Below are 15,621 nucleotides of genomic sequence, written 5' to 3' on the forward strand. Positions count from 1 at the left end.
CTGAATTAGTGAATAGCGAACCTTCTGCGCAAGGGGCTATTCACTAATTTGGATATTCCCCGTTTCATCAATTCGATACCCTATGTGCGGACGATACTCAGTAGTGATCGACGAAGCCAAGCTTCGTAAGCAATTCACGAAAGATCTGGTAACGCCCACGGGTGGACTACCCACCAATTACAATATGGCCCCGACCCAGGACGGCCTGGTAATAACGGACCGGGAACCCGGACAGCTATCGGCCTTCCGATGGGGGCTGGTGCCCTTCTGGGCCAAGGACCTCAAGATCGGCGCCAGGATGATCAACGCGCGGCGGGAAGGAATTGAAGACAAGTCAAGTTTCCGAAAACCCATCCGTGAGCGCCGCTGCCTGGTGATTGGAGACAGTTTCTATGAATGGAAGCGCGAAGGCGGTAGCAAGACACCCTTCCGCATACTCCCGACCGACGACACCTTGCTCGTCATGGCAGGTATTTGGGAAAGCTGGTCGCCCAAAGATGGCGGAGACACGGTCTACACCTACTCCATCATTACCGGTCCCCCCAATAAAGAGATGACGTCCATCCATGATCGCATGCCGATGTTGCTGACCACCGCCGAACAACAAGGCGCATGGCTGGACCGTGATGCCGATCTACCTGCCATACTGGATCTTCTGGCCACGCCCCCTGACGGGACACTGAAGACATATCCCGTTTCTCAGGAAGTGGGCAACGTACGAAATAACGGCCCGCGGCTCCACGAGCCATCTGCCTGAATTCTTTCTTCTGATCGCCCGATAATCTTGCTCCGTGAATTCCGCCAACGTCCGCATTCTACCAGCCACTCCGGATGATGTCGCGACCATAGAGCGGCTTGCCCGCAAAACGTGGCCCGACACCTTTGGAGATATTCTTTCTGCGGCTCAGATCGAGTATATGCTCCAGATGATGTACCGCCCGGATGCCCTGCTAGACCAGATGCAAAGCGGTCATGTGTTTCACCTGTTGCTGGCCAGCGACGAAAGTTTCCGCTCGGACTACTCCGGGCAGAGTCGGCGTTTTCAAGCCGTAGGATACGTCAGTCACGAGACCGATCAGGCGCCGGGTGCAACTAAGATTCATAAACTCTACGTCCTGCCGGAAATGCAGGGTCGGGGATTTGGCCGGCTCCTGATCGATAAGGTAGAATCCATCGCTACCCGAAATGGACAGTTGGCGCTTAAACTCGATGTCAACTACCAAAACCCGGCGATCAGGTTTTACGAACGGATGGGCTTCGAGAAAGTCGAACAGTACACTACGGAAATCGGGGAAGGGTACCTAATGGAAGATTGGAGAATGGTAAAATTGTTAAGTTGACAATTGCATGGAAGAACACGCGTTTTAATGGACGAGACATATGAACGATATTACACTAACTGCCTGCTTCTAATTTTTGCCTTAGCCTTATAGACACTCCACACTTTCATTTTTTAATCCGGTGACCTTATGTCACGGATTCCAGACACAGTTATAACACTCAGACATGCTATTTCGAACACTACTTACCGCTTTTGCGGTGCTGATCGCCTGTACACACCTCCGGGCGGACAATTACGCCTCCGTTACCTCTTCAGAGGGTTGGACCATAACCGTAGCCATCCGGTACACCGGTATCACCGTTCTGAACGAAAGCAACAACTGCAGGTACGGCTTCAATTACGTGCAGAACTTCGATTACGAGGTGCACTACAGTGGCGGCGGCGGGCCTCGTACCTATTATCTGGGAATTGGCGACGGCTGCGTGACCAACGGTGGAACTATCGGCATCCCCGAATCCTCCTCGCTCAGCGGAAGTATCCAGTCGTACAACAAGTACAGCAATACCAAAACGCCATGCCACAGGATAGACCCCGCAGACTTTGCCTGCGAAACCATGAACCTGACCATTAGCGCGCCCGGCGTACCTAATCAAACGGTAAGCATGGCCTACATGGATGGCAACGCGGTCCTTCCTATTGCCCTATCCGACTTCGGAGCGGAATCCGAACCTACCGGTAGCGTCCGCGTCCACTGGAACACGGTGGAACAGGCCGATCAAAATTATTTTACCGTAGAGCGTTCTGCCAATGGGAGCGACTGGCTTCCTCTCGCGACGCTTCCAAGCCGAAAAGGAAATGATGTGCTTGGAGGTTATCAGTTTCGTGATGAACACCCGCTGTCAACGGTCGCCTACTACCGGATAGTAATGATGTCCGTTGATGGTACGTCGACCATATCGGACATCAGGGCCGTCCATTCACCGGATGACCGAATGTCCGTCTACCCTAATCCGGTCTCGGACGTATTATATCTCCGCGGTTTCGATGAGGTTACCATCTTCGATATGCAGGGCCGGGACGTAACCTCTCAACTCACCCCTCACCATACCGGTGACGGAACGTACAGCGTGAATGTTTCCGGTTTGAAAAAAGGCGTCTATTTCGCCCGCTCGGCAGCCGGCGCCCAGCGCTTTCAACGCATCTAAGCGCTTATCTATACCCGCTCGTACTTCGCCCGTACAAACATAAATATACCGTAGGCTAACAAGCCAAGCCCCACCAGAGCCAATAGTACCGCACCGTATGATTGGTCCTGGATAAAACTCAGACTCTCGCCAACGCCTTTGAATTGGCTGGGATCGTCCATCAGGGCAGCGCGGAACAAGAAATAGGAGATAATGCCATAAACCACGAAGCGAGCGGTCAGACCTACTTCACCCGTCTTTTTAAAAGTTTCCCGCTGATCGTGCCCTAATCCCAGGCCTTCGATGCCTTCCATATGCTTATCGGTCAGGGCCCGGTATAGCTGAAAAAAAGCCACGCCGGCCATGATGGCCGCGATAATGCCGACCACCCAGGGTCCCCAGCTCTCCGATAGGATGCGGGCAATTATATCCTGCTTGCTGCTTCCACTACTGCCTCCTCCGCCAAAGGCCGATTTGAAAGCGTGGGCACTCAGTACACCATAAGCCGTACCACTCACTGCATAACCGATACGCTTGGCGATGCCTTCTTTATCGGACCCCTCATTCTCCTTGTCCTTAACCGCGGTGTACCACCGCCAGCTACAGTAGGCAAGCAACCCCACACCGATGAGGAAGAGTAAAACCTGCCCGAACGGGTTGGTTCCGATCCAGGTGATGACCGCCTTGGGACCGCTGGTGCTGCCCTCGCCGGCGCTGCCGACTACCGCAATGATGGCAAAAATGCCGATCAGGCAGTAAACCACTCCTTTGGCAATATATCCGGTAGTAAAAAGCTTGTTTTGGGTAGAGTGACTTAAGGCCATGTGTATGTTTACTACTATAATGGCTAATTATACATCGGATGTTCGCACGAACAGTCAGCCGCCAGACAGGTAGGTAGCTGGAATTTTTCGACTACCTTTGCCCACGATTTGCAATGGGTGGTACACAAGAGTGTGTAATTCGCCCCTAAAAGCCAAGCTAAAATGGCCGTAGACGTACTTCTGGGTCTCCAGTGGGGAGACGAAGGGAAGGGCAAGATCGTAGATGTTCTCGCCCCCCGCTATGATATTATCGCCCGCTTCCAGGGTGGCCCCAACGCGGGACATACCCTCATCTTCGATGGTAAGAAGTTCGTATTGCATACCGTGCCTTCCGGTATCTTCCGCGCCTCCCTCCACAACCTGATCGGTAATGGCGTCGTGATCGACCCGATTACCCTTTCCAAGGAACTCGACGAACTGGATGCGGCCAGTATCGAATACGCCGACCGGTTATTCGTTGCGCGCAAGGCCCACCTAATCCTGCCGACCCACCGCCTCCTGGACGCCGCACGTGAAAATGCCAAGGGGGAACGCAAGATCGGATCCACCCTGAAGGGCATTGGCCCGACCTATATGGACAAGACCGGCCGTAACGGTATGCGGGTGGGCGATCTGGAAGCTCCGGACTTTCGGCAACGGTACGAACGTCTCAAGGAAAAGCACCTGCAGTTGGTGGGGCTTTACCCCTACATCGAGTTCGACCTGGCCAAGGAGGAAGCGGCCTGGTTCAAAGCCGTGGACCGGTTGCGCCAACTCGTCTTCGTGAACGGTGAATTCTACATCAACAAGGCAATCCGCGACGGCAAGAAGATCCTGGCCGAGGGCGCACAGGGGAGCATGCTCGACATCGACTTCGGCACCTACCCCTACGTTACCTCCTCCAATACCATCACCGCCGGCGTATGCACCGGTCTCGGTATCGCACCGCAGCGCATCGGCGAGGTCATCGGCATCACGAAAGCGTACTGCACGCGCGTGGGCGGTGGCCCCTTCCCCACCGAGTTGCACGACGAAACCGGGGAATTCCTACGCAAGGAAGGCGCGGAGTTCGGAGCCACCACCGGACGGCCCCGGCGCTGTGGCTGGATCGATCTGGTCCAGTTGCGGTACACCATCATGCTCAGCGGCGTCACCCAGTTGGTTGTCACGAAAGTGGACGTACTAAACCGCTTCAAGACCATCAAGGCCGCCGATGCATACCAGATTGGCGGAGAAAAGAGCAATGAATTGCCCTTCGACCTCGTCCACGAAAACTACGAAGCGATCTATACCGAAATCGAGGGTTGGAACAGCGACCTCTCCGGCGTCAAGGAAGAAGCCGCCCTTCCCCAGGCCTGCCTCAACTACATCCAGTACCTGGAAGAAAAATTGGATGTTCCAGTCACGATGGTCAGCACCGGTGCTGACCGTGAGGAACTGGTGACCCGCTAGCCGCTAGATTGTTGTAGCCACGAGCAGGCAATTGCATTGTTCGTACAAGATCAACGGATATCGATTTCGGGGGCGAGCACTCTCCTACCGTATTGGAAAATTTACCTCCCCCTCAACCCGCGCCAGATTTTTGCGACGGAGCGCAGGTATAATGCTTTTTATGTGCAGGACGACACCCTGGCACTTTGAAGCCCATACACCCCCACCGGTCACTATTTTAGTCATTCCTTATCCTGTAGATAGAGCATACATCGAATGCGTATGGCGGTCAAATATTTAGTCGGGATCATGCTGGTGTTCCTTACCGTGAGTGCTGGCTACTATGATATAGGCAACTATGAGATCGGCCCCGATTACGTGATCCACTTTAGTGGGGGTGGTGCGGAAGGTACCTTTAGCGGACTTACCGGCGAGATCACTTTCGATCCGGAGGATCTTTCGACAGCCCGTATGGACGTCAGCGTAGAAGCGGCCACCATTGCTACCGGCAACGACCTGAAAGACAAGCATGCCCGTGGAGAGAACTGGTTTGACGTGGAAAATTATCCCACCATTAGCTACCGGGCTACCGACTTCGAGCGCACGGGATCCGGCTACCTGGCCAACGGAACGCTCACCCTGCACGGAGTAAGTAAGTCCGCCCCCATCCCTTTCAACTTCACCAAAACGGGAAAGAGCGGTCGATTCGAAGGAAAACTGACGGTCGACCGGCAAGCCTTCGGTATAGAGGGACCCTGGCTGGCCTTTACGGTCGGCGACGCGTTCGATGTTGAACTCACCGTACCCGTACGCTAATTATTGGCCTTTTCAATTGGGGCATAAGAGATCCGACTTCGCTAGTCGAAGTGGTTCCAGCCCTGGGCTTTGATGTCGTGAATGTTGCCACCCTTCGTGTGCAGTTTGACGCCGTCTTCCTTCGCTACGATCTCCCCGGCAATGTAGATATCGGGCAGGAAGCGGATCTTCTCGGTATCCTTCGGATCGATGGTAAAGAGCAATTCGTAATCTTCCCCACCGGATAATGCCGTAGTGATCGGATCGAGGTTGAATTCCAAAGCTTGCATCTGGGCGTCATTGGAGATGGGTACTCCGCTCTCCTCGATGACCGCGCCTACGCCGGATGACTTGCAGATATGAAAGATTTCGCTCGCCAGCCCGTCGCTGATATCGATCATCGAGGTGGGAACGATGCCCTCCTTGGCGAAGGTATCGACCATATCGGTACGGGCTTCGGGGCGTAGCTGGCGCTGCAGCAGGGTGGGAGCATACTCGCCCAGGTCCGGCTGCATGTCTGGGTTGTCCATAAAGACCTGCTTCTCCCTTTCCAGTAGCTGAAGGCCCAGATAGGCGCCACCGAGACTGCCGGTGATACAGATCAGATCGCCGACCTTCGCTCCACTGCGGCGGGTGATCCGGGAAGCCGGGGCGCGCCCTATCGCCGTGACGCTGATGATGAGTCCGCGGTTCGAACTGGTAGTATCCCCACCGATGAGATCTACCCCGTACTGGTCGCAGGCCGCCTTTACACCGGCGTAAAACTCATCGAGGGCCTCCACCGAGAATCGATTGCTAAGCGCAATGCTGACCGTGATCTGCTGGGGCCGCGCGTTCATCGCGCAGATATCCGATAGGTTGACGATCACCGACTTGTATCCCAGGTGCTTGAGCGGGGTATACGTGAAGTCGAAGTGAATACTTTCCACCAGCATATCCGTGCTGATCACGATCTGCTCGTCTCCGCCGTCAATGATGGCGGCGTCGTCGCCTACCCCCAGAATGGTGGTGGCCTGTTTGTTCTGAAAACCCTCCGTCAGGTGATCGATGAGTCCGAATTCGCCTAGCGTGTTCACGTCCGTATGCTCCATAGTATAGATAGTTACCGATGAGAACCCGCATCGGCTCCCGGGGTTGCCTCCGCCACCCGGTCGGACCGCCGGCGGTCGCGCGGTAAGCGGTCGGGGTTTATTAACCTGGAGTTGACATTGGAGATTGACAAGCCCTTTCCTGGTACTCCATCGGCCCGGGAAACGGGCCGCTTTTGCAGGAAGAGGACGGGGTACCGATTAGCCAGGATTCATGTTGCGTTACCGGCTGCCCCGAATGTGTTTACTTTGCACCTGCGCGCCGCCGCCCAAAATTTATATCCTGCATATGCCCAGCGTAGACATCGAAGCCCTGAACCAACAAATCCGTGCCGATAGTGAGATCGTCGAGCGTATTCGCCAGGAAACCGCCAAGGTGATCGTGGGGCAGGAAAATATGATCGATCGCCTCCTGCTGGGCTTGCTGAGCCGCGGCCATATTCTATTGGAGGGACTTCCGGGGCTGGCCAAGACGCTGGCGATCAAGACGCTGGCCCAGACGGTCAGCGCCGATTTCAGCCGCATCCAGTTTACGCCGGACCTGCTGCCCGCCGACATCGTGGGCACGATGATCTATAACCCCACCCTCAACGACTTCAGCGTACGGAAGGGGCCGGTCTTCGCCAATTTCGTCCTGGCGGACGAGATCAACCGGGCGCCCGCGAAGGTGCAGTCCGCGCTGCTGGAAGCGATGCAGGAACGGCAGGTCACCATCGGCACCGAGACCTTCCGCCTGGAAGAGCCCTTCCTGGTGCTGGCCACGCAGAACCCCATCGACCAGGAGGGAACCTATACCCTGCCCGAAGCGCAGACCGACCGCTTCATGCTGAAGGTCAACATCGGCTATCCCACCCGGGAAGACGAGCGGACGATCATTCGCCGCAACCTCGGCGAGGGCTTCGAGAAGATCAACGCCGTGGCTACCCCCGGCGATATCCTGCACGCCCGGGAGTCCGTCCGCCAGATCTACATGGACGATAAGATCGAGCGCTACATCATCGACATCGTATTCGCCACCCGCGAACCGGAGGCCTACAAGCTGGAAGACCTGAAGCCCCTGATCAGCTACGGGGGCAGCCCGCGCGCCAGCATCAACCTGGCGCTGGCCGCCAAGGCCCAAGCCTTCATCGAGCGGCGCGGCTACGTTACCCCCGAGGACGTGCGCTCGGTATGCGAAGACGTACTGCGTCACCGCATCGGCCTGACCTACGAAGCCGAGGCGGAGAATATCCGGCAGGAAGATATCATCGCCCGGGTACTGAACGTAGTGGAGGTACCCTGATAGCTGCTCTCCTTTCCGTTGCTTCCTCTTGCTCGCCACCCGAAAAGTCAACCAATCGGCCGCTAGCGCCTTCTTTCGTATGAAGAAAGCTTCATACAACACTATAGGATGACCATCGAGCAAATTTACACCGGCTGCTTAGCGCAGGGCGCCTACTACATTGCCAACAAGGGGGAAGCGGCCATCGTGGATCCGCTGCGGAGCCCCGCCCCCTACATCAAGCGGGCAAAGGAGGCCGGTGACCGGATCAAATACATCTTCGAGACGCATTTTCACGCTGACTTCGTCAGTGGCCACCTCGACCTGGCGCAGGAAACCGGCGCGGAGATCATCTATGGTCCCGGAGCTAAAACGGACTACGATAAGCACGAAGCGGAAGACGGGGAAGAATTCTCGGTAGGTGACCTGACGATAAAGGTGCTTCACACCCCCGGCCATACCCTGGAAAGCACGACCTACCTGCTGCTCGACAAGAACGGCCGGCCCCATGCCATCTTCACCGGCGATACGCTGTTCATCGGCGATGTCGGACGGCCCGACCTGGCGCAGAAAAAGGGAGCCCTCACTACGGAGGACCTGGCCGGCCTGCTTTACGACAGCCTGCGGCGCAAAATCATGGTGCTTCCCGATGACGTGATCGTCTACCCCGCACACGGGGCCGGATCGGCCTGCGGCAAGAAGATGAGCCGGGAAACGACCGATACCCTAGGCAACCAAAAGGCCACCAATTACGCGCTACGAAAGAATATGACCCGGAGCGAGTTCGTCGCTGAAGTCACGGAGGGCCTACTTCCGCCGCCCGCCTACTTCAGCGAGAACGTACGCATGAATAAGGCCGGCTATGACTCCTTCGATAAGGTAATGAAGCGCGGCGCGGTCGCGCTAAGTCCGGCCAAGTTCGAGGCAGTTGCCAACCGGGAAATGGCACTGATTCTAGACGTGCGCAGCAAGGAAGATTTCGTAAACGGATTCATCCCGAACAGCATCTTCATCGGCCTCGACGGTAGTTTTGCGCCCTGGGTGGGTGAATTGATCCCCGATCTGCAACAGCCTATACTGTTGGTCACCGATGCGGGCCGGGAGGCCGAAACCGTGGAGCGCCTAAGTCGGGTCGGCTACGATAATGCGCTCGGTTATCTCGAGGGCGGCCTGGCGGCCTGGGAAGCTTACGGTGGCGAAACGGATCGTATATCGACTATTCGGGCGGAAGGCTTCGATCCACTGCAGGCTCCCCGTATCTTGGACGTTCGTAAGGAAACGGAATTTGAAAGCGGCCATCTCCGCCAATCCACCAATCTTCCGCTGGCCAATCTGAGCCAAGCCACTTCGGAACTGGACACCGATCAGGAGTACTACATCCACTGCGGCAGCGGTTACCGGTCAACCATCGCGGCCAGTATGCTGCAATCGCGGGGCTTCCACCGTATCGTAAACGTGCAGGACAAGGTAGCCGACATCCTGGCGACCGAGTCCGTGGATGCCTAAACTGCTAAACTACCTGCCGCGTCCGGCCGACTACGGCAGGAAAGATATTCGCCAAGACCTGTTGTCGGGCCTCACGGTGACGGTCGTTCTTGTCCCCCAGGCCATGGCTTACGGCCTACTGGCGGGCGTTCCGCCAGTGTATGGATTATACGCCTCCCTGGTTCCCCTTATCGTCTATTCCCTACTGGCAAGTACACCCCACATTGCCGTAGGTCCCACCGCCCTGGCCAGCCTGCTGACGCTGAACGGACTATCCGATCTGGCCGCCGTGGGGACCGAGGAGTTCATACGCCTTGCCCTGCAGCTGGCGGCACTCACGGGCTTTATTCAACTGCTCTTTGGAATGCTGCGCCTGGGTGGGCTGGTGAGTCTGCTTAGCCGGCCGGTCCTGTCCGGCTTCGTATCGGCCGCCGCGGTGCTCATCGTGGCTTCTCAGCTTAAGTCGCTCTTCGGCTTGGACATGCCGCGGACGGCCTATCTCCACGAAACCATCTATGCCTTTGCCGCTCATCTGAACAGCTTCCACTGGCCTACGGCGCTGATGGGACTAGGTAGCCTCGGTATACTCATTGTCGGCAAACGCTTTTTTCCGCGCCTTCCTTACCTCATTATCTGGATAGTCGGCGCTACCCTGCTCACGTGGCTGCTGCGCCTGGATCGATCGGGCATCGATGTGGTCGGCGAGGTACCGGCGGGCCTTCCCGCTTTCTCCTTTCCGGGCATCAGCCTGGACGATACCTTAACCTTGTTGCCCGTAGCGGCGGTACTCGCCTTGATCAGCTTTGTCGAAACCCTGTCGATCGGCAACACCTTCGCCACCCGCCACGGCTACTACCGGGTACGTCCCAACCGGGAGCTGCTGGCGCTGGGGCTGTCCAAGATCGCCGGCAGCCTCTTTGCCGCCGTACCGACTTCGGCCAGCTTCGGCCGCTCGGCGGTCCTGGAAGAAAGCGGCGGGCGAAGCGCCCTGGCGAACCTGGCCACCTTCGTGCTGCTCGTATTCGTGTTGCTATTCCTGACTCCGCTCTTCTATTACCTGCCTATTGCCATGCTGGCGGCGGTGATCGCCTTTTCGGTGGGTAAGCTCTTCGACCTGGAGGAAATGCGTCGGTTGTACCGGCTGGCACCGCGGGAACTGGCCGTGTTGCTGGTCACCTTCCTGTTTACCCTATTTGCCGGTTTGCAGTATGGCATTGCCGGCGGAGTCGTGCTTTCACTGACCTTCGTTTTTCTGCGCGCCGCGAGACCCCACCTGGCGGAGCTGGGCCGTATTCCCGGCACGAATGCCTTCCGTAACATCAGCCGGTTCACCGGCGCGGAGGTGGATCCGGCCTTATTGGTCGTGCGCTTCGATGCGGAACTGTACTTCGGTAACGCCGAGTACTTTTCGGACCGGATCCAAGAGATGGTCGAAGAGCGTGACGACCGGCTCGAAGCGGTCATTCTCGATGGGCACACGGTCAACGACCTCGATACGACGGGGCTGTACGCGCTGGAAAAACTGTACGAAGGGCTGCACCAACGGCAGCTGCATTTCTACCTGACGGGTATGATCGGCCCCGTGCGCGATACCCTGTACCGATCGGGGCTGATGGAGCGAATGGGCGTGGAAAGCCATTTCCTGTCTATTCAGGATGCTATCCGCTACCATTATGACCGGGGGGAAAGTCGGGATTGGAACTTTCCGGCTGTCCAACACGATTAGATTGTGTAATTTTCCGTGTTTAAAGCAGCGATAGGGGTAATCCCACCGTATAAAGATCGGTTAACTACCCATTCGCCCTCTAACAATCTATATCCCTTACCCAGAAGCACCTGCTCAATCATGCACCAATTTTCTATCAATTCATACAATGCCGGTAAAAAGTTTACCGACACACAAACACCTCCTATGTTGCGCTCATACCGCTTATTCACCTTCCTTCTCTTCGCCCTAGTGCTCGGATTTTCGAGCTGCGGCGAAGACGATGAATTCCCCACGGTCCCCGTTATCGGGACCATTGCCGATAATCTCCAGGACGATCCCGAGTTCTCCTCCTTCGTAGCCGCCCTCGAACGGACCGGTCAGATCAACTTCCTGGACGGACCTACCGCCCGCCTGACCGTATTCGCTCCCAATAACGCCGCTTTTGCCGCCGCCGGAATCGATCTCGGAAGCATCAGCGACGAGGAGCTCGGTAATATCATCTCTTACCACTACCTGAACGGCGAGATTCTTCGCGACGGCGACATCGCCGACGGTCGGTCGCTCTACGACGCGCGCAACAGTCAGGGTCCCGGTGGTGCCAATGTGCCCATCACCTTCGACAATAGCGGAGGAAGCATCATGCTGCAGGGTATGGCCAACATCACCGCCGGCCCCGTGGAAGCGGTCAACGGTGTTTATTACACCATCGACAACGTGCTCATGCCCCCGACCCTGGTCGACCGGGCCACGCTGGACGGTAACTTCACCATTCTTCTCGAAGCTCTCGCCCGCGTAGGCCTCGACGACGTGCTTTCCGAAGACGGCGACTACACCGTTTTTGCCCCGACCGACGATGCTTTCAATGCTTCGGGCATCAACCTGAGCACGGTAAGTGACGAAAACCTCACCGACCTGCTGCTATACCACGTTCTGGGTACCGGTATTCCGGCCGCCGACATCCCCGCCGGCCAGTCGTTCCAGACCACCCTCAGCACCGACGGCCCGGACGATTCCATGCTCTCCCTGATGATCACCAACGACGATAGCGTGACGGTCAACGGTCAGGCGATGGTTGTCGCTCCCGACTTTTACGGCACCAACGGTGTCATCCACGGCATCGACGACGTTCTGGAGATGCAATCGATTTCCGACTTCCTGATGAAGGCCAATCAACTGGATTCCCTGGAAGCTGCCCTCATGGCCGCCGGTCTGGATGACGACCTGATGATGGACGGACCATTTACCGTATTCGCTCCCGTCAACGCCGCCTTCACCGCCGCCGCCGACACCCTCGCTACCCTCGACATGAGCGGTATCCAGGAAGTACTGCTCTATCACGTGCTTTCCGGTAACATCCAGTCCGATAGTCTATCCGACAATCAGGTGATCACCACCCTGAGCAGCGGTCAGACTTTCAGCATCAATATGGAAGAGGACATGGCGCCGACCATCGTTACCTACGACAGCACCATGGTCAACTTCATCACGACTGACGTGCAGGGCACCAACGGTGTCGTTCACCTGATCGACGGTATTCTACTCCCTAACCTGGAGGACTAATCCGTCGTCTGGTGGGGACCATTCCCCACCAGACAACCATATATCGCGGCAAAGCGTTATCTTTGTTAAACAAGGCCGTAAAAAGCAGGAGAGGGAATCGCGAGATTCCCTCTTTTTTGTGTACCTGCTACCTCTTTTTTGCGACGGAGCGCAGGTGTAGTGTAACTGACATGGAAGAAAAGATCACCAACCTACTAGAAACCTATTTCGAAACCGAGGAAGAGTTTCGCGACTGTTTCGTGGTCGATGTACACCACGCTAACAAGAAGTTGGAAGTGTTCGTCGACAGCGACTCCGGAATGACTTTCGCTAAATGTCAGCGAATTAGTCGCTATCTTGAAAGTTACCTCGACGAGCAAAAGCCCCTCGGCGAGGAATACGTGCTGGACGTGAGCAGCCCGGGGGTCGACCGCCCCCTCAAGTTCTACCGCCAGTATCTAAAGAACGTTGGCCGTACGCTGGAAGTAACCACCACCGACGGAGACACCTTCACCGGAGAGCTGAAGCAGGCCACTCCGACGGAAATCGTTCTCGAAGCCAAGCAACGTATCAAAGAGGGCAAACGGAAAAAGACCGTCGTGGAAGATATCAGCATCGCCAACGACGCCATTAAAAAATCTATCGTAAAAATATCCTTCTAAGCCATGATGAACCTGGTTGATACCTTCAAGGAATTCAGCTCCGGTAAGAGCATCGACAGCCCCACCATGGTGCGGGTACTGGAAGATGTATTCCGCACGCTGATCAAAAAGAAGTTCACTACCGATGAGAACTTCGATATCATCGTCAACGCCAACAAGGGTGACCTGGAACTTTGGCGCGTCCGTGAGATCGTCCCGGACGGCGAGGTGACCGATGAGCTTTCGCAAATCTCCTTCTCCGAGGCGATGGCGATCGACGAGGACTACGAGGTCGGCGAAGAATGCTACGAGCAATTGTTCCTGGAAGACTTCGGGCGCCGCAGCATCATGGCCGCCCGGCAGACCCTGATCAGCCGCATCATGGACCTGGAGAAAGACGAAATCTACCGCAGCTACAGCGAGCGGGTAGGCGAACTCGTCCTCTGCGAAGTCCAGCAGATCCTCAAGCGGGAAGTACTGGTCATAGATGACGCCAACGGCCGCGAACTCGTCATGCCCCGCAACGAAACTATCCGGGGAGATTACTTCCGCAAGGGCGATATGGTCCGCGGTGTCATCAAGGAGGTCGAAATGCGGAACAACAACCCCGTCGTGATCGTCAGCCGCACCGACGAGCGCTTCCTCGCCAAACTGATGGAACAGGAAGTTCCGGAAATTGAGGACGGCCTGATCACCATCAAGGGCATCGTGCGCATCCCCGGCGAGCGAGCCAAGGTCAGTGTGGAAAGCTACGACGACCGTATCGACCCGGTAGGTGCCTGCGTCGGCATGAAAGGTTCACGCATCCACGGCATCGTCCGGGAACTGAACCAGGAAAACATCGACGTCATTCCCTGGACCGGTAATACCAACCTGTACATTCAGCGCTCGCTGACCCCGGCGCGGGTCACCAATATTGACCTCGATATGGAAAACCGGCGGGCGAAGGTCTACCTGGAACCCGACCAGGTTAGCCTGGCCATCGGTAAGGGGGGTACGAACATCAAGCTGGCCAGCCGGCTGGTTGACTTCGAGATCGACGTATACCGCAACAACGAAGTGGAAATCGACGACGTCGATCTGGACGAGTTCAGCGACGAAATCGAAGGCTGGGTAATCGACGCTCTCAAGTCCATCGGCCTCGACACGGCACGCTCCGTGATCGAAACCAGCCCGGAGGACCTTGTCCGCCGTACGGACCTCGAGGAGGAAACCATCATGAACGTCCTCAAGGTGCTAGCCGCCGAGTTCGACGACGTTCGCTACGTGGAGGAATAACCCTCGGGCCTTATTCGCCCTAAAGAACAGGCTCGCTTTCCTTCGGGGAGGCGAGCCTTTTTCGTTGCTGCTCCTCCCGCAATTGCCGGCTGGTTTTACGGCTTCCGTCGTGGCTCCAGCCCGGTGGCCCGAACAGGTAATTCAACCGGGCCCTCCAGTCAGGCGCCTTGCGCAGGTCCTGAAACAATGCGCCCCATTCATGCGTGGCGATACGAAGGGGATTGAACGTGTCGATGTCGGTCACCAGGCCGTAGGTAGGACGTTTCCGTTCTTCCTGGAAGGTACCGAAAAGACGGTCCCAGATAATGAGCACGCCACCGTGGTTACGGTCGAGGTAATTTACATCGCGGGCGTGGTGTACGCGGTGGTGACTGGGCGTATTAAAAACGAACTCGATCGGCCGGGGTAATCGCTGAATATATTCCGTATGGATCCAGAACTGATAGATCAGGCTGCAAGTCTCGAAGATCGCTACCATGATCGGATGAAAGCCGATCAGCGGTAACCAAGCGTGGAAGAGAAAGGCGCCGGAGAGGTTACCGGTCCAGGTCTGCCGCAGCGCGGTGGACAGATTATACTTCTTGCTGCTGTGGTGGATGACGTGGCTGGCCCAAAAGTACCGGATCCCGTGGCTGGAACGGTGAAAGATGTAGTACGTCAGGTCCTCTGCGAAAAAACAGAGCACCCATACCCACCAGGCATCTCCCAGGTCGAAAAGCCGGTACGCATAGATAAGGTAGAAGACACCGAGACTCAGCCCCTTGGTAAGCAGACGGATCAAAGCGTTGCCAACACCCATGCTCAGGCTGCTAATGGTATCCCGGCGCTCGTAGCGCTCGCTACCCTCGTAGATCGCGACTCCTAGCTCGATGATCACCAGCAGGACAAAGCCGGGAATAGCATATTCCAGGGGTAATTCTTCCGTAGAAAACTCGGGCATCAACTAAATATACGGAGTGGGGGAGGAACGGACAAGGTCGATTTCTGCTTCCCGGGCCGTTGCCAAAACGGGTCGAAAAACAATTTTCATTTTTTTCAGAAACTTCTTTCGAACAAGACAGCTTGATTTAGGCTTTTCCAGGGGTGAATGTCATACGGAAAGCAAAATGTCGATAATTTTGCCCTT

The 15,621-nt window shown here is 56.4% G+C and carries 14 protein-coding genes; 11 read left to right on the forward strand and 3 right to left on the reverse strand.

The features are described from left to right. Positions 1-82: 82 nt before the first annotated feature. From DRW39_RS18240 to DRW39_RS18250, 3 genes are all read left to right on the forward strand, one after another. Positions 83-757 carry an SOS response-associated peptidase gene (locus tag DRW39_RS18240; protein ID WP_116108517.1) on the forward strand — a complete coding sequence of 225 codons (675 nt, stop codon included), beginning with the start codon at positions 83-85 and terminating at the stop codon, positions 755-757. 34 nt (positions 758-791) lie between these two features. Beyond that, positions 792-1,340: a GNAT family N-acetyltransferase gene (locus DRW39_RS18245; RefSeq protein ID WP_116108518.1), complete on the forward strand. Its 549-nt coding sequence runs from the start codon at positions 792-794 to the stop codon at positions 1,338-1,340. A gap of 166 nt (positions 1,341-1,506) precedes the next feature. Further along, positions 1,507-2,487, forward strand: coding sequence for a T9SS type A sorting domain-containing protein (locus DRW39_RS18250; RefSeq protein WP_116108519.1), 981 nt, complete (start codon positions 1,507-1,509; stop codon positions 2,485-2,487). Positions 2,488-2,495: 8 nt separating this feature from the next. On the opposite strand, the gene DRW39_RS18255 is transcribed toward DRW39_RS18250, so the two are convergent. Next, on the reverse strand, positions 2,496-3,290 hold the full coding sequence (locus tag DRW39_RS18255) for a DUF1206 domain-containing protein (RefSeq protein WP_116108520.1): 795 nt from the start codon (positions 3,288-3,290) through the stop codon (positions 2,496-2,498). Between the two features lie 162 nt (positions 3,291-3,452). Here DRW39_RS18255 and DRW39_RS18260 point away from each other — a divergent pair, with 162 nt between their 5' ends. Continuing rightward, positions 3,453-4,721: an adenylosuccinate synthase gene (locus DRW39_RS18260; protein ID WP_116108521.1), complete on the forward strand. Its 1,269-nt coding sequence runs from the start codon at positions 3,453-3,455 to the stop codon at positions 4,719-4,721. 261 nt (positions 4,722-4,982) lie between these two features. Then, positions 4,983-5,516: a YceI family protein gene (locus DRW39_RS18265; RefSeq protein ID WP_157976211.1), complete on the forward strand. Its 534-nt coding sequence runs from the start codon at positions 4,983-4,985 to the stop codon at positions 5,514-5,516. 41 nt (positions 5,517-5,557) lie between these two features. Here DRW39_RS18265 and thiL read toward each other — a convergent pair whose 3' ends face one another. Continuing rightward, complete coding sequence (gene thiL / locus DRW39_RS18270) at positions 5,558-6,586, reverse strand: thiamine-phosphate kinase (protein WP_116108523.1); 1,029 nt, start codon at positions 6,584-6,586, stop codon at positions 5,558-5,560. 286 nt (positions 6,587-6,872) lie between these two features. Here thiL and DRW39_RS18275 point away from each other — a divergent pair, with 286 nt between their 5' ends. The 6 genes from DRW39_RS18275 (at position 6,873) to nusA (ending at position 14,495) form a co-directional block, all read left to right on the forward strand. After that, positions 6,873-7,865 carry an AAA family ATPase gene (locus DRW39_RS18275; RefSeq protein WP_116108524.1) on the forward strand — a complete coding sequence of 331 codons (993 nt, stop codon included), beginning with the start codon at positions 6,873-6,875 and terminating at the stop codon, positions 7,863-7,865. A 108-nt stretch (positions 7,866-7,973) separates the two neighbouring features. Then, complete coding sequence (locus DRW39_RS18280) at positions 7,974-9,350, forward strand: MBL fold metallo-hydrolase (protein ID WP_116108525.1); 1,377 nt, start codon at positions 7,974-7,976, stop codon at positions 9,348-9,350. After that, positions 9,343-11,055: a SulP family inorganic anion transporter gene (locus tag DRW39_RS18285; RefSeq protein WP_116108526.1), complete on the forward strand. Its 1,713-nt coding sequence runs from the start codon at positions 9,343-9,345 to the stop codon at positions 11,053-11,055. The genes DRW39_RS18280 and DRW39_RS18285 overlap by 8 nt, the downstream gene beginning before the upstream one ends. Before the next feature lie 186 nt (positions 11,056-11,241). Next, positions 11,242-12,597 (forward strand): fasciclin domain-containing protein, encoded by a 1,356-nt coding sequence (locus DRW39_RS18290; protein ID WP_198664938.1) that lies wholly within the window; start codon positions 11,242-11,244, stop codon positions 12,595-12,597. Between the two features lie 170 nt (positions 12,598-12,767). Then, positions 12,768-13,238, forward strand: a complete 471-nt coding sequence (gene rimP / locus DRW39_RS18295) for a ribosome maturation factor RimP (RefSeq protein ID WP_116108528.1) — start codon at positions 12,768-12,770, stop codon at positions 13,236-13,238. A gap of 6 nt (positions 13,239-13,244) precedes the next feature. Further along, entirely contained in the window at positions 13,245-14,495 is a 1,251-nt protein-coding gene (nusA, locus tag DRW39_RS18300; RefSeq protein ID WP_116108574.1) for a transcription termination factor NusA, read from the forward strand. Between the two features lie 19 nt (positions 14,496-14,514). Here nusA and DRW39_RS18305 read toward each other — a convergent pair whose 3' ends face one another. Next, a complete protein-coding gene (locus DRW39_RS18305; RefSeq protein WP_116108529.1) occupies positions 14,515-15,435 on the reverse strand; it encodes a sterol desaturase family protein in 921 nt (306 codons plus the stop codon). Positions 15,436-15,621: the final 186 nt, after the last annotated feature.

The organism is Lewinella sp. IMCC34191 (genome assembly GCF_003390935.1).
In the GTDB taxonomy this organism is placed as follows: Bacteria; Bacteroidota; Bacteroidia; order Chitinophagales; family Saprospiraceae; genus Neolewinella.